This window comes from Pseudonocardia phyllosphaerae, from assembly GCF_046546475.1.
GTDB classification, from domain to species: Bacteria; Actinomycetota; Actinomycetes; order Mycobacteriales; family Pseudonocardiaceae; genus Pseudonocardia; species Pseudonocardia phyllosphaerae.
The window spans coordinates 159,121-184,909 of sequence record NZ_JBKGXS010000004.1; the positions used below are offsets into that span (position 1 = coordinate 159,121).

Annotated in this window: 23 protein-coding genes; 14 read left to right on the top strand and 9 right to left on the bottom strand. The window is 73.5% G+C overall.

All coding sequences use genetic code 11. The features are described 5' to 3' along the window. Positions 1–74: 74 nt before the first annotated feature. Positions 75–1,697 (bottom strand): ABC-F family ATP-binding cassette domain-containing protein, encoded by a 1,623-nt coding sequence (locus ACLE50_RS11210; protein WP_410943401.1) that lies wholly within the window; start codon positions 1,695–1,697, stop codon positions 75–77. 263 nt (positions 1,698–1,960) lie between these two features. Here ACLE50_RS11210 and ACLE50_RS11215 point away from each other — a divergent pair, with 263 nt between their 5' ends. From ACLE50_RS11215 to ACLE50_RS11240, 6 genes are all read left to right on the top strand, one after another. Then, positions 1,961–2,254 (top strand): type II toxin-antitoxin system Phd/YefM family antitoxin, encoded by a 294-nt coding sequence (locus tag ACLE50_RS11215; RefSeq protein ID WP_410943402.1) that lies wholly within the window; start codon positions 1,961–1,963, stop codon positions 2,252–2,254. Beyond that, positions 2,251–2,673, top strand: a complete 423-nt coding sequence (locus tag ACLE50_RS11220) for a type II toxin-antitoxin system VapC family toxin (RefSeq protein WP_410943403.1) — start codon at positions 2,251–2,253, stop codon at positions 2,671–2,673. Before ACLE50_RS11215 ends, ACLE50_RS11220 begins: the two co-directional genes overlap by 4 nt. Positions 2,674–2,680: 7 nt before the next feature. After that, positions 2,681–4,105, top strand: coding sequence for a lycopene cyclase family protein (locus ACLE50_RS11225; protein WP_410943404.1), 1,425 nt, complete (start codon positions 2,681–2,683; stop codon positions 4,103–4,105). Positions 4,106–4,214: 109 nt separating this feature from the next. Continuing rightward, on the top strand, positions 4,215–4,679 hold the full coding sequence (locus ACLE50_RS11230; protein WP_410943405.1) for a universal stress protein: 465 nt from the start codon (positions 4,215–4,217) through the stop codon (positions 4,677–4,679). A gap of 4 nt (positions 4,680–4,683) precedes the next feature. Then, positions 4,684–5,754 (top strand): adenylate/guanylate cyclase domain-containing protein, encoded by a 1,071-nt coding sequence (locus tag ACLE50_RS11235; RefSeq protein WP_410943406.1) that lies wholly within the window; start codon positions 4,684–4,686, stop codon positions 5,752–5,754. 45 nt (positions 5,755–5,799) lie between these two features. Next, complete coding sequence (locus tag ACLE50_RS11240) at positions 5,800–6,642, top strand: arylamine N-acetyltransferase family protein (RefSeq protein ID WP_410943407.1); 843 nt, start codon at positions 5,800–5,802, stop codon at positions 6,640–6,642. Positions 6,643–6,726: 84 nt separating this feature from the next. On the opposite strand, the gene ACLE50_RS11245 is transcribed toward ACLE50_RS11240, so the two are convergent. Genes ACLE50_RS11245 through ACLE50_RS11275 form a run of 7 tightly spaced genes read right to left on the bottom strand, consistent with a single transcriptional unit; the run spans position 6,727 to position 13,237 of the window. Continuing rightward, positions 6,727–7,203 carry a metal-sulfur cluster assembly factor gene (locus ACLE50_RS11245; protein WP_410943408.1) on the bottom strand — a complete coding sequence of 159 codons (477 nt, stop codon included), beginning with the start codon at positions 7,201–7,203 and terminating at the stop codon, positions 6,727–6,729. Further along, a complete protein-coding gene (gene sufU / locus ACLE50_RS11250; protein WP_410943409.1) occupies positions 7,200–7,661 on the bottom strand; it encodes a Fe-S cluster assembly sulfur transfer protein SufU in 462 nt (153 codons plus the stop codon). The genes ACLE50_RS11245 and sufU overlap by 4 nt, the downstream gene beginning before the upstream one ends. Beyond that, positions 7,662–8,966, bottom strand: coding sequence for a cysteine desulfurase (locus ACLE50_RS11255; RefSeq protein ID WP_410943410.1), 1,305 nt, complete (start codon positions 8,964–8,966; stop codon positions 7,662–7,664). Position 8,967: 1 nt separating this feature from the next. Then, positions 8,968–9,768 (bottom strand): Fe-S cluster assembly ATPase SufC, encoded by an 801-nt coding sequence (sufC, locus tag ACLE50_RS11260; protein WP_410943411.1) that lies wholly within the window; start codon positions 9,766–9,768, stop codon positions 8,968–8,970. A 51-nt stretch (positions 9,769–9,819) separates the two neighbouring features. Next, positions 9,820–11,007: a Fe-S cluster assembly protein SufD gene (gene sufD, locus ACLE50_RS11265; protein ID WP_410943412.1), complete on the bottom strand. Its 1,188-nt coding sequence runs from the start codon at positions 11,005–11,007 to the stop codon at positions 9,820–9,822. Further along, positions 11,004–12,440 carry a Fe-S cluster assembly protein SufB gene (sufB, locus tag ACLE50_RS11270; protein WP_410943413.1) on the bottom strand — a complete coding sequence of 479 codons (1,437 nt, stop codon included), beginning with the start codon at positions 12,438–12,440 and terminating at the stop codon, positions 11,004–11,006. The genes sufD and sufB overlap by 4 nt, the downstream gene beginning before the upstream one ends. Next, positions 12,437–13,237, bottom strand: a complete 801-nt coding sequence (locus tag ACLE50_RS11275) for a helix-turn-helix transcriptional regulator (protein WP_410943414.1) — start codon at positions 13,235–13,237, stop codon at positions 12,437–12,439. The genes sufB and ACLE50_RS11275 overlap by 4 nt, the downstream gene beginning before the upstream one ends. Before the next feature lie 193 nt (positions 13,238–13,430). Here ACLE50_RS11275 and mptB point away from each other — a divergent pair, with 193 nt between their 5' ends. From mptB to ACLE50_RS11305, 6 genes are all read left to right on the top strand, one after another. Next, on the top strand, positions 13,431–15,137 hold the full coding sequence (mptB, locus tag ACLE50_RS11280; RefSeq protein WP_410943415.1) for a polyprenol phosphomannose-dependent alpha 1,6 mannosyltransferase MptB: 1,707 nt from the start codon (positions 13,431–13,433) through the stop codon (positions 15,135–15,137). Continuing rightward, entirely contained in the window at positions 15,134–16,045 is a 912-nt protein-coding gene (locus ACLE50_RS11285; RefSeq protein ID WP_410943416.1) for an ABC transporter ATP-binding protein, read from the top strand. Before mptB ends, ACLE50_RS11285 begins: the two co-directional genes overlap by 4 nt. After that, positions 16,042–16,818 carry an ABC transporter permease gene (locus ACLE50_RS11290; protein ID WP_410943417.1) on the top strand — a complete coding sequence of 259 codons (777 nt, stop codon included), beginning with the start codon at positions 16,042–16,044 and terminating at the stop codon, positions 16,816–16,818. Before ACLE50_RS11285 ends, ACLE50_RS11290 begins: the two co-directional genes overlap by 4 nt. A gap of 132 nt (positions 16,819–16,950) precedes the next feature. Continuing rightward, the gene (locus ACLE50_RS11295) at positions 16,951–17,925 is read left to right on the top strand and encodes a COX15/CtaA family protein (protein WP_410943418.1); all 975 of its coding nucleotides are present in this window, start codon (positions 16,951–16,953) and stop codon (positions 17,923–17,925) included. Positions 17,926–17,993: 68 nt separating this feature from the next. Next, positions 17,994–18,965 (top strand): quinone oxidoreductase family protein, encoded by a 972-nt coding sequence (locus tag ACLE50_RS11300; protein ID WP_410943419.1) that lies wholly within the window; start codon positions 17,994–17,996, stop codon positions 18,963–18,965. Between the two features lie 62 nt (positions 18,966–19,027). After that, on the top strand, positions 19,028–21,049 hold the full coding sequence (locus tag ACLE50_RS11305; protein WP_410943420.1) for a prolyl oligopeptidase family serine peptidase: 2,022 nt from the start codon (positions 19,028–19,030) through the stop codon (positions 21,047–21,049). A gap of 89 nt (positions 21,050–21,138) precedes the next feature. On the opposite strand, the gene ACLE50_RS11310 is transcribed toward ACLE50_RS11305, so the two are convergent. Further along, complete coding sequence (locus tag ACLE50_RS11310; protein ID WP_410943421.1) at positions 21,139–22,158, bottom strand: heme o synthase; 1,020 nt, start codon at positions 22,156–22,158, stop codon at positions 21,139–21,141. A 354-nt stretch (positions 22,159–22,512) separates the two neighbouring features. Between ACLE50_RS11310 and tkt the strand changes: the two genes are divergently transcribed. Together tkt and tal are read left to right on the top strand one after the other, a co-directional pair. Then, the gene (gene tkt / locus ACLE50_RS11315; RefSeq protein WP_410943422.1) at positions 22,513–24,639 is read left to right on the top strand and encodes a transketolase; all 2,127 of its coding nucleotides are present in this window, start codon (positions 22,513–22,515) and stop codon (positions 24,637–24,639) included. 32 nt (positions 24,640–24,671) lie between these two features. Continuing rightward, positions 24,672–25,784 (top strand): transaldolase, encoded by a 1,113-nt coding sequence (gene tal / locus ACLE50_RS11320; protein WP_410943423.1) that lies wholly within the window; start codon positions 24,672–24,674, stop codon positions 25,782–25,784. Positions 25,785–25,789 lie beyond the last annotated feature (5 nt).

Consider the following 25,789-nt stretch of genomic DNA (forward strand, 5'->3'; position numbering starts at 1 on the left):
GTGATCATCTGCGTAGGCGACGGCCGGACCCGAGGATCCGGCGTCCGTCCGGATGACGACGCCCCCGCCCGGGATCAGGCGAGCTGGACGAGCTCCAGGTAGTCCGCGGACCAGTGGTCCTCGGTGCCGTCGGGCAGCACGATCACCCGGTCCGGCTCCAGCGCCTCGACCGCGCCCGGGTCGTGCGTCACCAGGACGACGGCGCCCTCGAACCGGCGCAGGGCGTCGAGCACCTGCTCGCGGCTGGCCGGGTCCAGGTTGTTCGTGGGCTCGTCGAGCAGCAGCACGTTCGCCGCCGAGGACACCAGACCGGCCAGCGCGAGCCGGGTCCGCTCACCGCCGGAGAGCGTGCCCGCGGGCTGCTGGAGCTGCTCGCCGGAGAACATGAACGAGCCCAGCACGGTGCGCAGCTGCTGCTCGTGGGTGTCCGGCGAGGCGTGCCGGATGTTGTCCCAGACCGACGCGTCCATGTCGAGGGTGTCGTGCTCCTGGGCGAAGTAGCCGCGCCGCAGGCCGTGCCCGGGCACGACCTCGCCGGCGTCGCCCTTCTCCACCCCGGCCAGGATCCGCAGCAGCGTGGTCTTGCCCGCGCCGTTGAAACCGAGCACGACGACCTTGGAGCCGCGGTCCACGGCCAGGTCGACGCCGGTGAACACCTCCAGCGAGCCGTAGGCCTTGGACAGGCCCTCCGCGGTCAGCGGGGTCCGGCCGCAGGGCGCGGGCGTGGGGAACCGGATGGAGGCGACGCGGTCGTCCTGGCGCTCCTCGTCGAGCCCGGCGAGCAGCTGGTCGGCCCGGCGCGCCATGTTCTTCGCGGCGACGGCCTTGGTCGCCTTGGCACCCATCTTCGCGGCCTGGGTCTGCAGCGCGGACGCCTTCTTCTCGGCGTTGGCGCGCTCGCGGCGGCGGCGCTTCTCGTCGGTCGCCCGCGCCTCCTGGTAGCGCCGCCAGTCCATGTTGTACTGGTCGGCCTCGCCGCGGGTGGCGTCGAGGAACCACACCTTGTTGACCACGGCGGCGAGCAGGTCGGTGTCGTGGCTGATCACGACGAGCCCGCCCTCGTGGCTCTGCAGGAACCCGCGCAGCCAGGTGATCGAGTCGGCGTCGAGGTGGTTCGTGGGCTCGTCGAGCAGCAGCGTGGTGGCCGACTGCGAGCCGCCGTCGGACGCGGCGAACAGGATCCGCGCCAGCTCGACGCGGCGGCGCTGTCCGCCGGACAGGGTGCGCATCGGCTGGGCGAGGACCCGGTCGGGCAGGCCGAGGTTGGTGCAGATTCGGGCGGCCTCGGACTCCGCGGCGTAGCCGCCGAGCGCGGAGAAGCGCTCCTCGAGGTTGCCGTACTCGCGCACGGCCTTGTCGTTCGCCGGGCCGTCGACGATCTCGGCCATCGCGTTCTGGGCCTTCTCCATCTTCGCGAGCAGCACGTCGAGCCCGCGCGCGGACAGCACCCGGTCCTTCGCGGTGATCGACAGGTCGCCCTCACGGGGGTCCTGCGGGAGGTAGCCGACCGGGGAGTTCGCGGTGACGCTGCCGCCGTAGGGCTCCCCCTCCCCGGCGAGGACACGCATCGACGTCGTCTTGCCGGCGCCGTTGCGGCCGACCAGGCCGATCCGGTCGCCGGGCTGGACGCGCAGGTCGGCGCCGGACAGCAGGATGCGGGATCCGGCGCGCAGTTCGAGGCCGGTCGCGGTGATCACGAGAGGGAGCTCCAGACGGAGGTGGGCGCGGCGTTCCCCTCGGGGAGCACGCGGAACAGGGCGAGGAAAGACACAGGGCGCAGAGAGGCGGGACGGCGGGGCACGGCTGTGCCCGGGCGCGTCGGCTACTCGATCTGGACCATCGCCGCCACCGTACCGGCCGAGGTCGCCGTCCTTCGTGTGTGGGGCGCACGGCATGAGCGATCTCACCCGGGCAGCCGCGACGGCACCCCGGAATGCTAGCGCACTGCTACCGTAACGCTATGACCGAGGAGATCCGGCAGTCGGACCTGCGCAACGACAACGCAGCCGTCATGCGCCGGGTCGCCGCCGGCGAGTCGTTCGTGGTCACCGTCAACGGCCGGCCGGTCGCCGACGTCGTCCCCCACCAGCGAGGAACAGGCCGGCGCCGCTTCGTCCCGGTGGCAGAGCTCGCCGGCGTGCTCGCGGACGGCCCGGAACCGGACGCACCCGCGTGGCGCGCCGATCTGGACGGCGCCGACGAGCTCCTCGGCCCCGACGACGTCACCGACCCGTTCGCGCGCAGCCCGCGGTGAGTCCGACGGCCGGGCCGCGTCGCGCCCTGCTCGACACGTCGGTGCTCATCGACTTCCCCGCCGCCCGAGTCTCCGAGGTCGCCGACGAGGTCGCCGTGTCGGCCGTCACCCTCGCCGAGCTGCACTTCGGTGTCACCGCGGCGGCCGACCCCGTCGTCGCGCTGCACCGCAGGCGGCGCGTCCGGTCGGTGATCGACCGGTTCGAGGTGCTGGACTTCGACGCCGCCACCGCCGAGTACTACGGAGCACTCGCCGCCCTGGTGCGGCGGCACGGGCGCACCCCGCGGCCCCGGCGGATGGACCTGCAGATCGCCGCGACGGCGGCGCGGTACGGCCTGCCGCTGCTCACCCGCAACCCCGGCGACTTCACCGGCCTGGAGTCGGCGCTGACCGTGGTCGACCTGCTCGACGGCGCGTGACCGGCTTGTGAACGGCACGACGGCGCACATCGGCCGGGTCGACGTCCTCGTGCTCGGCGGTGGCCCCGCCGGACGTGCCCTGGCCGGGTGCTGCGCGGCGCTCGGCCTGCGCACCGCGCTCGCCGACCCGGACCCGGACCGGGCGTGGACCGCGACGTACTGCGCGTGGCCCGACGAGCTGCCCGGTGGCCTTCCGGCGTCGGTGTTCGCGGCCCGGCCGCGCGCCCGCGCCGTGCTGCCCGGCTGTGGGGCTCGGGAAAACCGCCCCGACGACCATGCCTCCTGCGACCACCGCTCCTACGACCTCGGCCCCTACCTGGTGCTCGACACCGCCGGGCTGCGCGCCTGCCTCGACGAGCGCCTCGCCGGCCCCCCGGGCGGTCCCGGGGTCACGGTCCTGACCGGCCGGGTGGACGACGGCGACGTCCGGCCCGGCCCGGACGGCCACCGGGTCCGGCTGCGCCGCACCACCCGGGATCCCGCCACCGGGCACCGCCCGGACGAACCCGACGGCTCCGGCTCCGGGGACACCGTGCTCACCGCGGCGCTCGTCGTCGACGCCACCGGCGCCCCGTCGCGGCTGCGCCCCGCTCCGGGACCGCGCACCGAGCAGACCGCCTACGGCGTCGTCGTTCCCGCCGCCGCGGCGGCGCCGGTCGTCGGGCCCGGTGAGGCGGTGTTCATGGACTGGCGCCCGCCGCCGCCCGGGCCGGGACGCACGCACTGGCCGACGTTCCTCTACGCCGTCCCGTACGGCGACGGCCCGGAACGAGGCGGCGCTGCAAGAGAAAGCCCAGGTGGAGACGGTCCGGCGGGAGACGGCCCAGGGGGAGACGGCCCAGAGGGAGACGGCACCGTCCTGCTGGAGGAGACCTCGCTGGCCCGGCGGCCCGGGCTCCCGCTGCCCGAGCTGCGCGAGCGGCTGGACGCCCGGCTCACCGCGCTCGGCGTGACCGTCCCCGCCGGCGCCCCGGTCGAGCGGGTCCGGTTCCCGGTCGACAGCCCACGCACCACCGGCCACCCGGTCGCGTTCGGCGCCGCGACACCGCTGGTGCACCCGGCGACCGGGTTCAGCGTCGCGCCCGCGCTGCGACTGGCCCCGCAGGTCGCCGCCGCGCTCGCCACGCACCTGCCGCACGACCCGGCCCGGGCCGCGCACGCCGCCGAGCGGCTGCTGTGGTCCCCCGCCGCACGCGCCGTGCACGTGCTGCGCGCACACGGCCTGCGCACCGTGCTGGACCTGCCGCCGGCGTTGGTCCCGGGGTTCTTCGACGCGTTCTTCCGCAGCCGCCGCGGCCGCGCGTTCCTCACCGGGCGCGACGACGTCGCGGGGACCCTCGCCGGAATGGCGGGTGTGTTCACCGCCGCACCCGGCCCCGTACGACGGAACATGCTGCGTTCGGCCCTGCGTTTTCACCCGTCCGGGCGATGACGCCGGACACCATCGCTCCGTTGACGCAGTACCAGGTAGTAACCTTGACCGAGCTCAGTGTCGAGAGGGTCGAGGGGCTCGACCCCCTCCCCCGGTACGGAGGCCAGCCATGCCCGCTTACCAGACCATCGTCGTCGGTACCGACGGCTCCGCGACGTCGTTCGCCGCCGTCGAGCGTGCCGCCGGCGTCGCCGCCGACAGCGGCGCCACGCTGCTCATCGTGTCCGCCTACACCCCGGCCAGCCGGGAGACCGCGGGCCGCGAGAACATCGCCGCCGCCCAGGACGCGCTGAAGGACGAGGCGTTCCTCGTCGAGGGCTGGACGCCCGCCGAGGAGGCGCTGCGCGAGGCGACCGACCGCGCCGCCCGCGTCGGCGCGAAGAAGGTGACCACGCACGCCGAGGACGGCGCCCCGGTCGACGTGCTCCGCAAGGCCGTCCGCGACCACTCCGCGGACCTGCTGGTGATCGGCAACCGCGGCCTGAACAGCTTCTCCGGGCGCCTGCTGGGCTCGGTCCCCGCCGACGCCACCCGCCGGGCCGGCGTCGACGTGCTGGTCGTGCACACGACGTGAGCCGGTGAGCGGACCGGACCGGCCGGGGCCGGGTGAGCGCGGCGCGGGCCGGCGCGGCTTCTCGCCGCCCAGCCCGTCGGCCGCCGGGTGGGACGACGTCGACGAGGCCGTCCTCGACGAGTTCATCCTGGGCGCCCCGCGGGAGTTCACCCGCGACGAGCTGATCGCAGCCTCCGGGCTCGACCCCGAGGACTCGCACCGGCTGTGGCGCTCGCTCGGATTCCCCGACTCCGACCCCGACGCCCAGGTGTTCACCGCCGCGGACCTCGACGCCGCGCGCCGGGTCGCCGACCTGACCGCGGCGTGGCTGCCCGATCAGGGCGCGCGGGAGGCGATCGCCCGTGCGCTCGCCCAGTCGCTGTCCCGCCTGGCGGAGTGGCAGATCGGGATGCTCGCCCAGGTCGCGGCCGCGAACGGTGTCGAGCTGACCCCGTCGTCGGCGGCGCAGCTGGCGTCGGAGGTGCTGCCCGAGCTCGAGCAGCTGCAGTCCTACGTGTGGCGGCGCCACCTCGCCGCCACCGCGGCCCGCTGGACGGCCGGAGCGCAGGCCACCGACGCGGCGGGCGCCGCCGCCGACACCTGGCCGCTGACGGTCGGGTTCGCCGACATGGTCGGGTTCACCCGCACCACCCGCAGGCGTTCGCTCGACCAGTTGGGCGAGATGATCGAGCGCTTCGGCGCCGTCACCACCGAGGTCATCGCGAACGGCCGCGGCCGCGTGGTGAAGACCGTCGGCGACGAGGTCCTGTTCGTCACCGAGCACCCCGCCGACGGCGCCGCGATCGCACTGGCGCTGCGCGACCGGGTCCGCGCCGAGCCCGCGCTGCCGTCGCTGCGGATCGGGCTGGCGCACGGCATGGTCCTGACCCGCTACGGCGACGTGTACGGCGAGGTCGTCAACGTCGCCGCCCGGCTCACCTCCGAGGCCCGCCCGGACACCGTGCTGGTGGACCGGGAGGTGCACGGCACGCTGCGCGACGATCCGCGGTTCGTGCTGCGCCGCATCGCGACCCTGCACACGCGCGGCTACACCCACCTGCGGGCCTGGTCGCTGTTCGGAGCCCGGGAACGCTGACCCCCAGACCGCGCGGGATCAGCGGGGAACGGGGACGATCACCCCATGACCACGGCACTCGGGTCGACGACGACCGCGTACCTGGACCGGATCGGCGTCGACCCCGGTCCGCCGGACGCCGGTCTGCTCGCCCGCATCGTGCGGGCCCATCTCGCGGTCATCCCGTTCGAGAACCTGGACCCGTTCACCGGCACCGAGCCGCCCGTGACCGCCGACGACGTCGCCGCCAAGCTGGTGCACGGCCGTCGCGGCGGGTGGTGCTTCGAGCAGAACCTGCTGCTGCACGACGTGCTCGCCGACCTCGGCTACCGGGTGGAGCCGCTGATCGGCCGGGTACGCCTCGGCGCCGCCCCCGAGGACCCGCCGACCCGGCGCTCGCACCGGCTCACCCTGATCGACCTCGACGGCCAGTGGGTGACCGCCGACGTCGGGTTCGGCGGCATGAACGCGGTGCTGCCGCTGCGGCTGGAGACCGGCACCGTGCAGCCGACCCCGTTCGGCGGCTACCGCTACACCGTCGACGACCCCGGCGGTCCCGCGACACCGGTGTGGTCGTTGCGCCGCACCGGGTCCGGCGGCGAGCAGGTGCTCTACACGTTCGACCTCACCCCGGCCCCGGCGGTCGACTACGAGACGGCGTCCTGGTACCTGACCCATCACCCGGAGTCCCTGTTCCGCACCGGGCTGACCGCGGCGGTCACGGGCCCGGACCGGCGCACCACGCTCGACGGCCCGCGGCTGACCGTGCACCCGGCCGGCGGTGAAGCGCACGCGCGGGAGCTGGCGTCCCCGGTGGCGGTGCGCGACGCCCTGGAGGACGTGTTCGGGATCGACACCGGCACCGTGCCCGGCCTGACGGGGCGGATCGCCGAGGTCTACTTCTCCTGAGGCCCCGGACACACTTCCGGGCCGGGCCCCGAAGGGAACCCGGCCCGGAAGTGACGGACGGCTGTTGCTCAGACCCGGAAGTGCTCAGACCCGGAAGCCGAGGGCGCGCAGCTGCTCGCGGCCGTCCTCGGTGATCTTCTCCGGGCCCCACGGCGGCATCCAGACCCAGTTGATCCTGACGTCCTTCACCAGGCCGTCGGGGCCGCCCTCCTCGTCGAAGGTGAGCGCGGACCGCGTCTGGTCCTCGATGACGTCGGTCAGCGGGCAGGCCGCCGACGTGAGCGTCATGTCGATGATCGCGGTGGTGCCCTCGGCGTCGGTGTCGATGCCGTACACCAGGCCCAGGTCGACGACGTTGATCCCCAGCTCGGGGTCGACGACGTCGCGCATGGCCTCCTCGAGCTCCTCCTGGGAGGGCGCGCCCTCGGGTCGCTCGGCCGCCGGCGGCGGCTCGGGCATTCCGGCGGCGCCACGGACGACGTTCTCGTCGCCGGTGGCTTCGGTGGTCTCGGCCGTCGCGTCCGCGACGGCGGTGGTCTCGTGCTCGGTCGTCTCGCTCATGCCGGAGACTCCTCCGTCTCGATCGCGGCGTCGGTGCGGCTGACGGCGTCCTTGAACGCCATCCACCCCAGCAACGCGCACTTCACCCGGGCGGGGTACTTGGCGACGCCGGCGAAGGCGACGCCGTCGCCGAGCACGTCCTCGTCCGGCTCGACCTGTCCCCTACCTTGGGCCATCTCCTGGAACGACGCCAGCACGCGGAAGGCCTCGTCCACCGACCGGCCGACGAGCAGGTCGTGCATCACCGACACCGACGCCTGGCTGATGGAGCACCCGAGCGAGTCGTAGGAGACGTCGGCGATCGTGTTCCCGTCGACCTTCACCCGCAGGGTGACCTCGTCACCGCAGGTCGGGTTGACGTGGTGCGCCTCGGCGTCGTACGGATCGCGCAGGCCCGACCCGTGCGGGTCGCGGTAGTGGTCCAGGATGATCTCCTGGTACATCTGCTGGAGCTGCATCTAGACCGTCCCGAAGAACTTCTGGGCGGCACGGATCCCGTCGGCCAGCGCCTCGACCTCGTCGAGCGTGTTGTACACCGCGAACGACGCCCGCGCGGTGGCGGTGACGCCGAGCCGCCGGTGCAGCGGCCACGCGCAGTGGTGCCCCACCCGGATCGCGACGCCCCGGTCGTCGAGCACCTGGGACAGGTCGTGCGGGTGGATGCCGTCCACGACGAACGACACCGCCCCGCCCCGGTCCTCGGTGGTCTGCGGGCCGACGATGCGGACCCCGTCGATCGCGGCGAGCTGCTCCAGCGCGGCGGCCGTGAGCGCGTGCTCGTGCGCGGCGACGGCGTCCATGCCGATCTCCGACAGGTAGTCGACGGCGGCACCCAGGCCCACGGCCTGCGAGCTCATCATCGACCCGGCCTCGAACTTCTGCGGCGCCGGCGCGTACGTCGACCCCTCCATCCGGACCAGCTCGATCATCGACCCGCCGGTGAGGAACGGCGGCAGCGCCTCGAGCAGCTCGTGCCGCCCGTAGAGCACGCCGACCCCGGACGGCCCGAGCATCTTGTGCCCGGAGAACACCGCGAAGTCGACGTCCAGGGCGTGCAGGTCGACCGGCATGTGCGGCACCGACTGGCAGGCGTCGAGCACGGTGAACGCGCCGACGGCCTTCGCCCGCGCCACCAGCTCCGCGACCGGCACGACGGCGCCGGTGACGTTGGACTGGTGGCTGAAGGCGACGACCCTGGTGCGGTCGGTCAGCTCGAGCGAGTCGAGGTCGATCCGGCCGTCGTCGGTCACCGCGTACCAGCGCAGGGTCGCCCCGGTGCGCCGGCACAGCTCCTGCCAGGGCACCAGGTTCGCGTGGTGCTCCAGCTCGGTGACGACGACCTCGTCACCGGGCCCGAGCGCGAACCGCTCGGACTCCGGGCCGAGGCCGGTCCGGACCGAGGCGTTGCCGAAGCCGTAGGCGACGGCGTTGAGGCCCTCGGTGGCGTTCTTGACGAAGACGATCTCGTCGTCGTTCGCGCCGACGAACGCCGCGATGCGTGCCCGGGCGGACTCGTAGGCGTCGGTGGCCTCCTCCGACAGCTGGTGCGCACCCCGGTGGACCGCGGCGTTGACGGTCTCGAGGAACGCCCGCTCGGCGTCGAGAACCTGCCGCGGCCGCTGCGAGGTCGCCCCGGAGTCCAGGTAGACCAGCGGCTCGTCCTCACGCACGGTGCGCGTGAGGATCGGGAAGTCCGCCCGGATCCGGGCCACGGCTGCCTCGTCGAGGTCCCCCGTGGTCCCGGTTCCGTTCGTGACCGTCATGTCAGGCCAGAGCCTTCGTGTCGGTGTCCTTGGCGGCGTCGGCGTCCTTCGCGGCCTGGGTGAACCGCACGTACCCGTTGGCCTCCAGCTCGTCGGCCAGCTCCGGGCCGCCGGACTCGACGATGCGCCCGTTGGCGAACACGTGCACCTTGTCCGGCTTGATGTGGTTCAGGATCCGGGTGTAGTGCGTGATCAGCAGGACGCCGTTCTCCGGGTTCTCCCGGTACCGGTTCACGCCCTCGGACACGACGCGCAGGGCGTCGACGTCGAGGCCGGAGTCGGTCTCGTCGAGGATCGCGAAGCCCGGCTTGAGCAGCTCGAGCTGCAGGACCTCGTGGCGCTTCTTCTCACCGCCGGAGAAGCCCTCGTTGACCGAGCGGTCCGCGAACTCCGGGGAGATGTCGAGGTCGGACATGGCCGACTTGACCTCCTTCACCCAGGTCCGCAGCTTCGGCGCCTCGCCGCGGGTGGCGGTGGCCGCCGACCGCAGGAAGTTCGCCATGGACACGCCCGGCACCTCGACGGGGTACTGCATCGCCAGGAACAGGCCCGCGCGGGCCCGCTCGTCGACGCTCATCTCCAGGACGTCCTCGCCGTCCAGGAGCACCTGCCCCGAGGTGATCGTGTACTTGGGGTGCCCGGCGATGGCGTAGGCCAGCGTGGACTTGCCCGAGCCGTTCGGGCCCATGATCGCGTGGGTCTCGCCCGCACCGACGGTCAGGTCGACGCCGCGCAGGATCTCCTTGGGACCCTCCTCGGTCTCGACCGATGCGTGCAGGTCCTTGATCTCCAGAGTGGACATCTTCGGTGGTCGCTCCGTGTCTCGCGAAAGTGTGTGTGGTGGGCGGGTCGCTCAGGCGCCCGTGATGGCCAGCTCGGCCTCGACGGCGTTCTCGAGCCGCTCCTTGAGCTCCGGCAACGTGATCTTGTTCAGGACCTCGCCGAAGAACCCGCGGACGACGAGCCGTCGTGCCTGGTCCTCCGGGATGCCGCGGCTGCGCAGGTAGAACAGCTGCTCGTCGTCGAACCGGCCGGTGGCGCTGGCGTGGCCCGCGCTCACGATCTCGCCGGTCTCGATCTCCAGGTTCGGGACCGAGTCCGCACGCGCGTGCTCGGTGAGCACCAGGTTGCGGTTGAACTCGAAGGTCTCGGTGTTCTCCGCCGCCGCGCGGATCAGCACGTCGCCGATCCACACCACGTGCGCCCCGTCGCGGGAGTCGCTCTGCAGCGCGTTCTTGTAGAGAACGTTGGACTTGCAGTTGGGCACCGAGTGGTCGACGAGCAGCCGCTGCTCGAGGTGCTGGCCGGCGTCGGTGAACCCGAGGCCGAGCAGCTCCGCGTCCCCGCCGGGGCCCGCGTAGTTGATCGTCGAGGAGACGCGCACCAGGTCGCCGCCCAGCTGCACGGCGGTGCCGCGCAGCAGGGCGTCGCGGCCGACCATGTAGTGCTCGGCGCCGACGTGCACCGCGTCGTCGGCCCACTCCTCGGTGACCACCAGGGTCAGCCGGGAGCCGTCGGCCAGGACGACCTCGGTGTTGTCGGCGAGCACGCCGGACCCGCGGTGGACGACGACGACCGTCGCCTCGGTGTGCGGGGTGGTCCGGATGTGCAGGTGCGCCGCCGCCGAGACGCCCACGCCGGGCCCGTCGACGGTGATGGTCACCGGCTCCGGGGTTCCGTCGAGGGTCACCACGGTGGCCTCGTCGAACGCCGACCAGGCGGCCGCCGCGACGCGGTCGGTGGGGACGCCACCCTCGCCGAGGCGTGCGTCGTCGCGCCCGACCTCCTCGACGGTGATCCCCGGGCCCTGGGTGACCTCGAACTTGGCCGAGCCCTGGAAGTCGGCGGAGCCGTCGTGCAGGCCGTGCAGCCGGCGCAGCGGGGTGAAGCGCCAGTTCTCCTCGCGGCCGCCGGGGACCTCGAAGGCCTCGACGTCGAACGACCGGAACCGCTCGCCCGCAGAGGCGATCGGGACCTCGCCCTGGCCCTCCTTGGCGCCCTTCAGCTCCGGCGCCAGACCAGAAACGTCACTTGCCGTCATCCGACGGAACCCTCCATCTGCAGCTCGATGAGCCGGTTCAGCTCCAGCGCGTACTCCATCGGCAGCTCACGGGCGATCGGCTCGACGAACCCGCGCACCACCATGGCCATGGCCTCGTCCTCGGTCAGACCGCGGCTCATCAGGTAGAAGAGCTGGTCGTCGGAGACCTTGGAGACCGTGGCCTCGTGCCCCATCGACACGTCGTCGTTGCGGATGTCGACGTAGGGGTAGGTGTCCGACCGGGAGATCTGGTCGACCAGCAGCGCGTCGCACTTCACCGTGGACCGGGAGTTGCGCGCCTTCGGGTTGACCTGGATCAGGCCGCGGTAGGACGTCCGGCCGCCGCCGCGGGCCACCGACTTCGACACGATCGTCGACGACGTGTTCGGCGCGAGATGCACCATCTTGGCGCCGGCGTCCTGGTGCTGGTCCTCGCCCGCGAAGGCGACGGACAGGACCTCGCCCTTCGCGTGCTCGCCCATCAGCCACACGGCCGGGTACTTCATGGTCACCTTGGAGCCGAGGTTGCCGTCGACCCACTCCATGGTCGCGCCCTCCTCGGCCTTGGCGCGCTTGGTGACCAGGTTGTAGACGTTGTTCGACCAGTTCTGGATCGTGGTGTAGCGGCAGCGGCCGCCCTTCTTGACCACGATCTCGACGACGGCCGAGTGCAGCGAGTCGGTCTTGTAGATCGGCGCGGTGCAGCCCTCGACGTAGTGCACGTAGGCACCCTCGTCGACGATGATCAGCGTCCGCTCGAACTGGCCCATGTTCTCGGTGTTGATCCGGAAGTAGGCCTGGAGCGGGATGTCGACGTGCACGCCCGGCGGCACGTAGATGAACGAGCCTCCCGACCAGACGGCCGAGTTCAGCGCGGAGAACTTGTTGTCCCCGGACGGGATGACCGAGCCGAAGTACTCCTTGAACAGCTCCGGGTGCTCCTTGAGCGCGGTGTCGGTGTCGAGGAACACCACGCCCTGCTCCTCCAGGTCCTCACGGATCTGGTGGTAGACGACCTCGGACTCGTACTGGGCGGCGACGCCGGCGACGAGCCGGTCCTTCTCCGCCTCCGGGATGCCGAGCTTGTCGTAGGTGTTCTTGATGTCCTCGGGCAGGTCCTCCCAGGAGGCCGCCTGCTTCTCCGTGGACCGCACGAAGTACTTGATGTTGTCGAAGTCGATCCCGGAGAGGTCGGAACCCCACCGCGGCATCGGCTTCTTGGAGAAGATGTCGAGCGCCTTCTGGCGGAACTCGAGCATCCACTCGGGCTCGTCCTTCAGGCGGGAGATGTCGGCGACGACCTCCGAGGAGAGGCCGCGCTTCGCGCTCTCGCCCGCGGCGTCCGAGTCGGCCCAGCCGAACTCGTAACGGCCGAGGGCCGCGATCGTCTCCTCCTGGGTGAGCTCGTTGCGCACATCAGGAGTGGTCGTCATTCGGACTGCCTCCCTTTCGGGGACCGTGGTGGCGGGAGGGTCGCGGTGCGCGCCCCTCCCCTGTCCCGTGCCCGTGCGAGGAGTTCGGGATCCTCGAGCGGGACGTGTGTGGTGCACGCGGCGTCGCCGCGTGCGATGGTCGCCAGCCGCTGCACGTGGGTGCCCAGCAGCTCGGCGAAGGCCGTCGTCTCGGCCTCGCAGAGCTCCGGGAACTCGGCGGCGACGTGCGCCACCGGGCAGTGGTGCTGGCAGAGCTGCACACCGAACCCGCCGTTGCGGGTCTGCGCAGCGTAGCCACGGGCGCTGAGCACCCGGGCCAGCGCCTCGGCGCGGTCCTGCGGGGTCGCGGGCGAGGTCACCGTGGTGACATCCGCACCCAGCAGGTCGTGCACCCGGCGGCGCGCGAACGCGTCCACCGCCTGCTCCCCCGCCGTCTCGGCGAGGAAGCGCAGGGCCGAGGAGGCCAGGTCGTCGTAACCGTGCCCGAACCGGACCCGGCCGGAGTCGGTGAGCAGGTACTCCTTCGCCGGACGCCCGCGCCCGCGGGGCCGCGAGGACCGCGACGGTGCGCGGGCCTCGGCCTCGCCGTCGGCGATCAGGGCGTCCAGGTGCCGCCGGACGGCGGCCTCGGTGAGCGCCAGCTCGGCCGCCACGACGGCGGCCGTGACCGGGCCCTGCTCCATCAGTACCCGGGCCACCGCGGCCCGGGTGCCCGACCCGGAGGCGGGCAGGACGGACTCGGCCCCGTGCCCGCAGGCCGGGTCCGTGCGCGTCTGCGCTGTCCGCTCCGTTTTCACAACACCAGTGTTGCGGATATCGGCCGGCATCGCAAAAGGACCCCCCTCGCGACCGGGGACGCCGTGACCGGGCTCACCCACGCAGGCCCCGGGAGGGCCGAGCCGGGCCGGCACGCCGCGTACACGGGGCGTACCCGGCCGGGTGCGGGCCGGTGACGGGGAGCCGGGGACCACCCGACTAACCTCAACACCCATGGTGAGGCCCGAGGTCGCCCCGGCCGGGCGCGAGGACCGCGCGAGCGACGGCTCGGCGCACGACGGCGCGCCGGACGTCGCCCGGACGGACGCCGGCCCCGCGGCCGACGGGCCCGCCGGGCGGACCGGCGCCGTGGCCGCGGGACCGCCGCGCCGCCGCCGGGGAACCCGTCCCCGCCGCGGGCTGCGCGACCAGGCGCGGATCGCGCGCCGGCTCGGGCTGACCGGCTCGCTGCTGATGGCCTACAGCGCGCTCGGCTCGGGCGCGTTCCCGGTGCCGAACCCGCTCAACGGGCTGCGGCTGATCGGCCTGCCCGCCCGCAACGTCACCCTGGCCATCGCGGTCACCTACGCCGGCCTGCTGATGGTCGTGACGTCGTGGGTGTGGATCGCCCGGATGCTGACGTCGAAGGGCGCGCACCACCCGGCACCGGAGCGCCGCGAGCTGGGCCGCACCGCGATCCTGTGGGGCCTGCCGCTGGCCCTGGCGCCGCCGATGTTCACCAAGGACATCTACAGCTACCTGGCGCAGAGCGCGACCCTGGCCCGCGGCATCGACCCGTACACGATCGGCCCGGCACAGGCGCTGGGCATCAGCGACCCGCTGGTCGGCGGCATCCCGACGATCTGGCGGGACACCCCGGCGCCGTACGGGCCGCTGTTCCTGGGGCTGGGCCGGATCATCACCGCGTTCAGCGGGGAGAACGTCGTGCTCGGCATCTTCGAGCACCGGCTGCTGGCGCTGGTCGGGGTCGCGGCGATGGTGTGGGTGCTCCCCCGCCTGGCCCAGCGCTTCGGCGTCGACGAGGGTCTGGTCGTGTGGCTCGGCGCCGCGAACCCGCTGGTGCTGTTCCACCTGGTCAGCGGCATCCACAACGAGTCGATCATGCTGCCGCTGCTGCTGCTCGGCCTCTGGGTCGCCCTCGGCCGCGACGACACCCCGCTGCCCTGGTGGCGCATCTCCCTCGGTGCGGCGCTGATCGTCGGGGCCGCATCGGTGAAGCTGCCCGCCCTGCTGGCGCTGGGCTTCGTCGGCGTGCACCTGGTCCGCCGCGCCGGCGGGCGCTGGAAGGACTGGGTGGCGATCACCTCCTGGTTCTCGGTGATCGCCGTGGTCGTGCTGTCGGCGTTCAGCTTCGCCACCGGCCTGGGCTTCAACTGGCTCAAGGGCCTGTCGGCGCCGAGCGCGATCCGCAGCTGGTTCTCCGTCAGCACCGACCTCGGCATGATCGCCGGGCAGCTCGGGCGGGTGCTCGGGCTCGGCGACCACTCCGACGCCACGCTGGACCTGGCGCGCAACATCGGCTGGGCCGCCGTCGCCGTCCTGGTGGCCTACACACTGCTCAAGACCGCCCGCGGGAAGCTCGACCCGGTCACCGGCACCGCCGCCGGCCTCGGCGCCGTCGTGCTGCTCGGCCCAGTCGTGCACCCCTGGTACCTGTTCTGGGGTCTCATGCCGCTGATCACGACGAACAAGATGCCGCGCTACCGGCGGGCCATGCTCGCGTTCTCCGCGGTGATAGCGCTGCTCGTCCCGCCGACCGGCACCGACTTCATGTTCCGCGCGTTCCAGCTGCCGCTGTCGGTCATCGCCGGGCTGGTGATGTTCGCGCTGTCGCTGGTCGTCGTGCGGTACGCGCTGCGTGCCCCCACCGGCCCCGCAGGTTCGGCCGGTTCCGCCCCCGACCACACCGCGGCCGCGTGAGCGCCGCGCTGGAGGCCCGCGGCCTCGTCGTCCGCTACGGGACCACGACGGCCGTCGACGGCGTCGACCTGGACCTGGCCCGCGGCGAGGTGCTCGCCCTGCTCGGCCCGAACGGCGCCGGGAAGTCGAGCACCGTCGAGGTCTGCACCGGCCTGCTCCGCCCGGACGCCGGGACGGTGCGCGTCCTGGGCCGGGACCCGCGCGACGAGGCCGTCCGGCCCCGGCTCGGCGTCATGCCCCAGGGCGGCGGCGCCTACCCGGCCGTACGCACCGGGGAGATGCTGCACCTGGTCGCCGACTGCGCCGCCGACCCGATCGACCCGAACCTGCTCATCGACGTGCTCGGGCTGCGCCCGCACGCCCGCACGCCGTTCAAGCAGCTCTCCGGCGGCGAGCAGCAGCGCCTCGCGCTGGCCTGCGCGGTCGTCGGGCGCCCGGAGCTGGTGTTCCTCGACGAGCCGACCGCCGGGCTGGACGTGCAGGCCCGCCACCTGGTGTGGGAGCTGGTCGACGCGCTGCGCCGGGACGGCGTCGGGGTGCTGCTGACCACGCACCTGATGGAGGAGGCCGAGCGCCTCGCCGACGACGTCGTGATCATCGACCACGGCCGCGTCGTCGCGCACGGGTCGCCGGCTCAGCTCACCGCGGGCGACCAGACCGAGCTGCGGTTCCGGGCCCGGCCCGGGATGGACACCGGCGGGCTCACCGACCGGCTGCCCACCGGCTACGCCGCCGGCGAGACCGCACCCGGGCGCTACCGGGTGCAGGGCCGGATCGACCCGGGCGCGCTGGCCGCGATCACCGGCTGGTGTGCCGACCAGGGCGTCATGGCCGACGACGTGCAGGTCGTGCGGCGCAGTCTCGAGGACGTCTTCCTCGATCTGACCGGACGGGAGCTGCGGTCGTGACCACCTTCGCCGAGGGGACCTTCACCCCCGCACCCGGGCGCGGCTCACTGGTCGGGATGCTGCGCGCGCAGGCCGGGCTCGAGACCCGCCTCGCGCTGCGCAACGCCGAGCAGGTCCTGCTGACGCTGCTCATCCCGGCCGTGCTGCTGGTCGTGCTGGCCCTGGTGAACGTGCTGCCCACCCCGGAACCGCGGGTGAGCTGGGTGTTCGCGTCGATGCTGGCGCTGGCCGTGATGAGCTCGGCGTTCACCAGCCAGGCCATCGCGCTGGGCTTCGACCGCCGCTACGGGGCGCTGCGCCGGCTGGGCGCGACCGCGATCCCCCGCTGGCTACTGGTGTGCGGGCGGCTGACCGCCGTCGGCGTCGTCGTGGTGATCCAGGTGGTGCTGCTGGCGCTGCTCGCGCTGCTGCTCGGCTGGTCCCCGGCGGGCGCCCGGCTCGACGGCGTCGTGCTCGCCGTGCTGCTGGGCGCGGCCGCGTTCGGGGCGCTGGGGATCCTGCTGGGCGGCACGCTCCGCGCGGAGATCACCCTGGCCGTGGCGAACCTGGTGTGGTTCCTGCTGCTGCTGGCCGGCGGGATCGTCGTCCCGGTCGCGGAGCTGCCCGGGCCGCTGTCCGCGCTCGCCGGGTGGCTGCCGTCCGGGGCGCTGGCCGAGGCGCTGCGGGCCGCGCTCGGGGCCGGGCAGTTCCCGCCCGCCGGGTCGCTGCTCGTGCTCGCCGGATGGGCCGTGGCCGCCGGGCTGCTCGCGGCACGCACCGTGCGCTGGCGCTGAGGCCCCTCCACGGCGCACACCGTGCGCCGGCGCTGAGGCCCCTCCACGGCGCACACCGTGCGCCGGCGCCGATGACCGCCGCGGGACCCGCCGTGCGCCGGGGCCGGGACGCGGCCTCCTAGACTCGGGGGCGTGTCGTTCCTGGCCCGCATCCCCGCCACCCCGCCGACGCTGATGCGGGGCCTGGCGATCGCCAACCTGGTCGCCCAGATCGGCATCGGTGTCACCGGCTCGGTGGTGCGCGTGACCGGGTCCGGGCTGGGCTGCTCCACCTGGCCGCAGTGCGAGCCGGGCAGCATGGTGCCGGTCTCGCACGCCGAGATCGCACCGCTGCACATGTGGATCGAGTTCTCCAACCGGCTGCTCGGTGTCGTCGTCGCGCTGACGACGGCGGCGGTGCTGCTCGGCGCGTTCCGGACCGTCCCGCGGCGCCGCCGGCTGCGCGGGCTGGCGCTGGCCATGCCCGTCGGCGTCGTCGCGCAGGCGGTGATCGGCGGGGTCACCGTGCTCACCGGGCTGAGCTGGTGGACGGTGTCACTGCACTTCCTCGCCTCGATGGTGCTGGTCTGGTGCTCGGTGCTGCTGGTCGACGCCGCGGGCGAGGCCGACGGGCCGGTCACCCGCACCGTCCCGGCCGCCGGGCGCGGCCTGGTCCTGGTCTCGACGGTGGTCCTGGCCGTCCTGCTGCTGGCGGGCACCCTGGTCACCGCGGCCGGCCCGCACGGCGGTGACCCGGCCACCCCGCGGCTCGCGCTGAGCATCCCCGGGCTGGCCCAGGCGCACGCCGACGTGCTGTTCGCCTACCTCGGCACGCTCGTCGGCCTGGGGTTCCTGCTGCACGCCTGCGCCGCCCCGGCCCGGCTGGTCCGCCGGTTCCGCGTGCTGGTCGTCGTGGTCCTCGCCCAGGGTGCGCTGGGCGGGATCCAGTACGCCCTCGGCGTGCCCGAGCTGCTGGTCTCGCTGCACGTCCTCGGTGCCGGGCTGGTCGCCGCGGCCGCCGCGTCGGTGTGGAGCGCGACGTCCGCGCGGCCCGTCCCCGGCCAGGAGCCCGCCACCCCGGCCGACGACCTGCGGTCGCTCGCCGGGACCGCGGGCGACCGCGGCTGAGCACTCCCCCGGCACCGGGTGCATGATCGGCTCGTACCCGCAACGGACGAGCACGACAGGGAGGCGCCATGCGCGCGGTGCAGGTGCAGGAGACCGGCGGACCGGAGGTCCTGCAGGTCGTCGAGGTCGACGCCCCGGCGGCGCCCGGTCCCGGTGAGCTGCTCGTCGACGTCGGCGCGGCCGGGGTCAACTACATCGACACCTACCACCGCTCGGGCATCTACCCGATGGAGCTGCCCTACGTCGCCGGGCTGGAGGGCGCCGGGACCGTCGCCGCGGTCGGCGACGGTGTCGAGGGCGTCGCGGTGGGCGACCGGGTCGCCTGGGCCGAGACGCTGGGCAGCTACGCCGAGCAGCTCCTCGTGCCGTGGGACAAGGCCGTGCCCGTCCCCGACGGCGTCTCCGACGACGCCGCGGTCGGCGCGCTGCTGCAGGGCATGACCGCGCACTTCCTGGTCAACGACACCGCCGCGCTGACCGGTGGCGAGACCGTCCTGGTGCACGCCGCCGCCGGTGGGGTCGGGCTGCTGCTCACCCAGCTCGCGACCGCGAAGGGCGCCCGGGTGATCGCGACGGTGTCGACGCCGGAGAAGGAGGAGCTGGCCCGCGCCGCCGGGGCCGCCGAGGTCATCCGCTACACCGAGGTCGACGACCTGGCCGCCGCGGTCCACGAGCTCGCCCCGGACGGAGTCGACGTCGCGTTCGACAGCGTCGGGCGCACCACCTTCGACGCCAGCCTGGCCGTGCTCAAGCGGCGTGGCCTGCTGGTCCTCTACGGCGCCGCGTCCGGCCCGGTCGAGCCGGTGGACCCGCAGCGGCTCAACGCCGCGGGCTCGGTGTTCCTGACCCGCCCGAAGCTGTTCGACCACGTCGTCACCACCGAGGAGCTGCGCGAACGCGCACAGGCCGTCTACGACGACGTCGCCGCCGGCCGGCTCGACGTGCGGATCGGGCACCGCTACCCGCTCGAGCAGGCCCGGACCGCACACGAGGACCTGCAGGGGCGCCGGACAACCGGGAAGATCCTGCTCGTCCCCTGAGCCCTCGTCCCCCGGGCCCGGAGCCTCACCGGGACCGGCGCGGGGTTGCTATAACCGACCCCGTGTCGGACACCGCCTTCCATGATCTCTCCGCGTTCGTCGCGCTCCCCCGGACCGCCGGGCTCGCGCTGTCCCCCGACGGGTCCAGGCTGGTCACCGGCGTCGCCGCGCTCGATGCCGACGGCACCCGGTACCGCACCGCGCTGTGGGAGGTCGACCCGTCCGGCGGGCGGCCCGCGCGGCGGCTGACCCGCGGCGCGGCCGGTGAGTCGGGCCCGGAGTTCCTGCCGTCGGGTGACCTGCTGTTCACCTCCGCGCGCCCGGACCCGGACGCCGGCTCCGAGGCCGACTCCACGCCGCCGGCGTTGTGGCTGCTCCCGGCGGGCGGCGGGGAGGCGGCCCCGTTCGCGTCCCGGCCCGGCGGGATCTCCGGCGTCGCGGTCGCCGCCGAGGCGGGCAGCGTCGTCGCCCTGTCCCCGACGCTGCCGTCGGCGGTCACCACCGCCGACGACGAGGCCCGCCGCAGCGCCCGCACCGACGCGAAGGTCACCGCGATCCTGCACAGCGGCTACCCGGTGCGGCACTGGGACCACGATCTCGGACCGGCCGAGCCCCGGCTGCTGCTGCACACCGGCACCCCCGACGGCCTCGACGACTGGACCGACCTCACCCCCGCCCCCGGCCGCGCGCTCGACGAGGCCGCGTTCGACGTGTCCCCGGACGGCGCCACCGTCGTGACCGGCTGGTCGGTCCCGCTCCCGCACGGCCGGGAGGGGTCCCGGGTCGTCGCGATCGACACCGCAGGCGGCACCCGCCGCGACCTGCTCGCCGACGACGCCCACGAGTACGGCGCGCCCCGGATCAGCCCGGACGGCACGCGGGTCGTCGCCATCCGGGAGCGGATCTCCACCCCGGAGCAGGCCCCGCGGATGGACCTGGTCGTCGTGCCGCTGGCCGGCGGCGACGCCGAGCCGGTCGCACCGGACTGGGACCGCTGGCCCACCGCCGTCCGCTGGACCGCGGACGGGACCGCGCTGATCGTCACCGCCGACGAGGACGGCCGCGGCCCGCTGTTCCGCGTCGAGCTCGCCACCGGCGACGTCACCCGTCTCACCGGCGACCGCGGTGCCTACACCGACCCGTGCCCGTCACCGGACGGGGCGTGGGTGTACGCGCTGCGCAGCGCCGTCGACGCCCCGCCCGCCGTGGTCCGGGTCGACGCGCACGCCCCCGACTCCGGCCCGGAGCTGCTGCCCGGCCCGGTCCCGCCCCCGGCGCTGCCCGGCACGCTGTCCGAGGTCGAGACGACCACCGGGGACGGCGTCCGGGTGCGCGGCTGGCTCGTGCTGCCCGACGGAGCGTCGGCCGACGCCCCGGCCCCGCTGCTGCTGTGGATCCACGGCGGCCCGCTGGGCAGCTGGAACGCCTGGGCGTGGCGCTGGAACCCGTGGCTGATGGCCGCCCGCGGATGGGCGGTGCTGCTGCCGGACCCGGCGCTGTCCACCGGCTACGGCCAGGACTTCGTCCAGCGCGGCTGGGGCGACTGGGGCGCCGCGCCCTACACCGATCTGATGGCGGTCACCGACGCCGCCGAGGCCCGCCCGGAGGTCGACGCGTCGCGCACCGCGGCGATGGGCGGCTCGTTCGGCGGGTACATGGCGAACTGGGTGGCCGGGCACACCGACCGGTTCGCCGCGATCGTCACGCACGCGAGCCTGTGGGCGCTCGACCAGTTCGGCCGCACCACCGACCACTCCGGCTACTGGATGACCGAGATGACCCCGGAGATGGCCGAGGCGAACAGCCCGCACCGGCACGCCGACGCGATCGTCACGCCGATGCTGGTCATCCACGGCGACAAGGACTACCGCGTCCCGATCGGCGAGGGGCTGCGGCTGTGGTGGGATCTGGTGTCCCGGCAGGCCGACCCGGACGCGAACCCGCACCGGTTCCTGTACTTCCCGGACGAGAACCACTGGGTGCTGACGCCGAACCACTCCAGGCTCTGGTACGAGACGGTGTTCGCGTTCCTCGGCCACCACGTGCTGGGCGAGGGCTGGGAGACCCCGGACCTGCTGCGCTGAGCGCCGTGATCACGGGTTCGGAGGCGAGGCGGCCACAGCCGGCCGGAATCCCTCCGAACCCGTGATCACCGGGTGCGGTGACCCGGGGGTCAGAACAGGACCGGCAGCCCCACCGCGGCGTCGACGGCGATGGCCGCGAACAGCACGCACAGGTACAGGTTCGACAGGTGGAACAACGGCATCGGCGAGATCTCCTCGCCTGCCTTCACCGCGGTGTGCAGCCGGTGCGCCTTGAACACGAAGTAGGCGCCCCCGGCCAGCGCCACGGCCAGGTAGATCCACGACGTGGCGGGCAGCAGGAGCAGGCTCCACGCCACCATCACCCAGCTGTAGACCACGATCCGCACCGAGACCGCGGCCGGGGCGGCGATCACCGGGAGCATCGGGACACCGGCGGCGGCGTAGTCCTCGCGGTAGCGCATGGCCAGCGCCCAGAAGTGCGGCGGCGTCCAGAAGAAGATCACGCCGAACATGACCAGCGCGGGCCAGCCGACGCCGCCGGTCACCGCGGCCCAGCCGATCACCACGGGCATGCAGCCCGCGGCGCCGCCCCAGACGATGTTCTGCGAGGTCCGCCGCTTGAGCAGCAGCGTGTAGACCAGCACGTAGAACGCGATGGCGGCCAGCGAGAGCACCGCGGCCAGCCAGTTCGTCGTCAGCGCCAGCCAGACCGAGCTCAGCGCGGACAGCACCAGGCCGAAGATCAGCGCGTTGCGGGTCGGCACCTGGCCGCGGGCCAGCGGGCGGCGCGCGGTGCGCTTCATCTTCTGGTCGATGTCGGCGTCGACGACGCAGTTCAGCGCGTGCGCCGCGGCGGCGGCCATGGCCCCGCCGAGCAGGGTCGCGACGATCAGCCCGACCGAGGGGATCCCGCGCTGGGCCAGGAACATCGCCGGCACGGTGACGACGAGCAGCTGCTCGATGATCCGGGTCTTGGTGAGCCCGAGGTAGGCCTGCACGGTCGCCCGCATCCGCGCCCAGCGGCCCCGCGGCGGCGCCTCGGCGGCGACGGCGGTGACCTCCTCGCCTGCGACGCTCTCGGTCGCCGCGGACGGGCCCGGCTCGGAGGTACCGGCGGCCCGGCTCCGCCCGGATGCGGGTGCGCTCACCTGTTCGTACCTCGCTCGGCTCGGCGGTGATGGCGTGCTGCAAGCGAGGCCCGTGCGCGGTCCGACGTTCTACAGCGCGTCGATGCTAACCCCTGGCATGCCGTCCGGGCCTGTCGGGTACACCGTGTCCGGCGCCCCCACGCACGGCCACGAACCCCCAGGCCGAGGGGGCGAGCAGTAGGGTGTGCGGCGCCGGGACGGCGAGGGCGTCGCGGGGTGTGCGGCCACGCGCTGCTCACCCACACGTACGAGCCGGGAGCGTGCCCGTCGCGCCCCCGGCCGGTCACCGTCGCCGGCCGACGTCTTCGCACGTCACCGCACGCATCCGCCGACCTGACCACAGGAGCGATCGCCTTGTCCGAGACCGCCACGTCCCCCCACGCCGGGGACGACGCCGTCGCCGAGCTCACCAGGGCCCACGTCCCCGACGACTGGACCGACCTCGACCGCAAGGCCGTCGACACCGTGCGCGTGCTCGCCGCCGACGCGGTGCAGGCGTGCGGCAGCGGTCATCCCGGTACCGCGATGAGCCTGGCGCCACTGGCCTACACGCTGTTCCAGCGCGTCATGCGGCACGACCCGGCCGACCCGGAGTGGATGGGCCGCGACCGGTTCGTCCTGTCCTGCGGGCACTCCAGCCTCACCCAGTACATCCAGCTCTACCTCGCCGGCTACGGCCTGGAGCTGGAGGACCTCAAGCAGCTCCGCAAGTGGGGCTCGCTGACCCCGGGCCACCCGGAGTACGGCCACACCGCGGGCGTCGAGATGACCACCGGCCCGCTGGGCCAGGGGCTCGCCTCCGCCGTCGGGATGGCGATGGCCGCCCGCCGTGAGCGCGGCCTGTTCGACCCGGACGCCCCCGAGGGCACCAGCCCGTTCGACCACCAGATCTACGTGGTCGCCTCCGACGGCGACATCGAGGAGGGCGTCACCTCCGAGGCGTCGTCGCTGGCCGGGCGCCAGGAGCTCGGCAACCTCACGGTGATCTATGACGCCAACGAGATCTCCATCGAGGACGACACCGCCATCGCGCTGTCCGAGGACACCGCGGCGCGCTACGAGTCCTACGGCTGGCACGTCCGCACCGTCGACGGCGGTGAGAACGTCTCCGGGATCCTGGAGGCCCTCGAGGACGCCCGCGGCGAGACCGGCAGGCCGTCGCTGATCGTGCTCAAGACCGTCATCGGCTACCCGTCGCCGAAGAAGATGAACACCGGTGCCGCGCACGGCGCCGCGCTGGGCGACGAGGAGGTCCGCGGGATCAAGGAGGCCCTGGACTTCGACCCGGGCCAGACCTTCCAGGTCGACCCGGAGGTCCTGGAGCACACCCGCTCGGTCGGCGAGCGCTCCAAGGCCGCGCACGAGAAGTGGCAGGGCACCTTCGACGAGTGGGCCGCCCGCGAGCCGGAGCGCAAGCAGCTGCTCGACCGCCTGGTCGCCGGGCGCCTGCCCGAGGGCTGGGAGGACAGCCTCCCGTCCTTCGACGTCGACGAGAAGGGCCTCGCCACCCGCAAGGCCTCCGGTGCGGTGCTGGCCGGCGTCGCCGAGGTCCTGCCCGAGCTGTGGGGCGGCTCGGCCGACCTGGCCGAGTCCAACAACACCACCATGAAGGGCGTCGACTCGTTCGGCCCCAAGTCGGCCTCGACCGGCATGTGGGCCGCCCAGCCCTACGGCCGCACGCTGCACTTCGGTGTCCGCGAGCACGCCATGGGCGCGGCGCTCAACGGCATCGCCCTGCACGGCCCGACCCGGGCCTACGGCGGCACCTTCATGGTGTTCTCCGACTACATGCGCCCGTCGGTCCGGCTGGCAGCGCTGATGAAGACCAACCCGGTCTTCGTGTGGACCCACGACTCGATCGGACTCGGCGAGGACGGCCCGACCCACCAGCCCATCGAGCACCTGGCCGCGCTGCGCGCGATCCCGGGCCTGTCGGTGGTCCGCCCGGGTGACGCCAACGAGACCGTCTACGCCTGGAAGACCACGCTGGAGAACGTCGACGGCGGCCCGGTCGGCCTGGCACTGACCCGGCAGAACGTGCCGACCGTCGCAGGCACCACCGCCGAGGGCGTCGCCAAGGGCGGCTACGTCATCGCCGAGGCGTCGAGCGGCGTGCCGCAGCTGGTGATCATCGCCACGGGCTCCGAGCTGCACCTCGCGCTCGAGGCGCGGAAGAAGCTGGAGGCCGAGGGCGTCGGTACCCGTGTGGTGTCCATGCCGTGTGTCGAGTGGTTCGAGGCGCAGGACGAGGAGTACCGCGAGTCGGTGCTGCCGGCCGCGGTGAAGGCCCGTGTCTCGGTCGAGGCCGGCATCGCGATGCCCTGGTACCGCTACGTCGGCGACGCAGGCCGCTGTGTCTCGATCGAGCACTTCGGCGCCAGCGCCGACCAGGCCACCCTGTTCAGCGAGTTCGGGTTCACCCCGGAACACGTCGTCTCCGCCGCGCGGGAGAGCCTCGCCGCGGCCGAGAAGTCCTCCTGAGACGCGATCCGATCTGTGAGGAGAACGAGAGAATGAGCAACGACCGTCTGGCCGCCCTCGCCGCGGCCGGAGTGTCCATCTGGCTCGACGACCTGTCCCGGGAGCGCCTCACCAGCGGCAACCTCGCGGACCTGATCGAGAACAAGTCGGTCACCGGTGTGACGACGAACCCGACGATCTTCGCGGGTGCGCTGTCCGACGGAGCCGCCTACGACGCGCAGGTGCACGAGCTCGCCGAGCGCGGCGCCGACGTCGACGCGGCGATCCGCGAGATCACCGTCGCCGACGTGCAGCAGGCCTGCGACCTGTTCTCGGGCACCTGGGAGCGCACCGGCGGCGTCGACGGCCGGGTCTCGCTCGAGGTCGACCCGCGCCTGGCGCACGACACCGAGAAGACCACCGCCCAGGCGCTGGACCTGTGGAAGGCCGTCGACCGGCCCAACCTGCTGGTCAAGATCCCCGCCACCGAGGAGGGGCTGCCTGCGATCACCCGCGCGATCTCCGAGGGCATCAGCGTCAACGTCACGCTGATCTTCTCGGTGGCCCGCTACAAGGAGGTCATGGACGCGTACCTGACCGGGCTCGAGCAGGCGCTCGCGAACGGCCAGGACCTCTCGCGCATCCACTCCGTGGCGTCGTTCTTCGTGTCGCGCGTCGACTCCGAGATCGACAAGCGGCTCGAGGCGCTCGGCAGCGACGACGCGCTCGCGTTGCGCGGCAAGGCCGCCGTCGCCAACTCCCGGCTGGCCTACGCGGCGTTCCGCGACGCGTTCTCCGGCGAGCGCTGGGAGGCGCTGAAGGCCAAGGGCGCGCACGCGCAGCGGCCGCTGTGGGCGTCGACCGGGGTGAAGAACCCGGACTTCTCCGACACCCTCTACGTCACCGAGCTCGTCGTGCCGGAGACCGTGAACACCATGCCGGAGAAGACCCTCGAGGCCTTCGCCGACCACGGCGAGGTCGAGGGCGACAAGGTCACCGACACCGCCGGTGCCGCCCAGCAGGTCTTCACCGACCTGGAGGGTGTCGGCATCGACCTCGACGAGGTCTACCTCGCACTCGAGGACGAGGGCGTCGACAAGTTCGAGAAGTCGTGGACCGAGCTGCAGGACACCGTCCGCGACCAGCTCGGCGCGGCGACGAAGTAGGACCG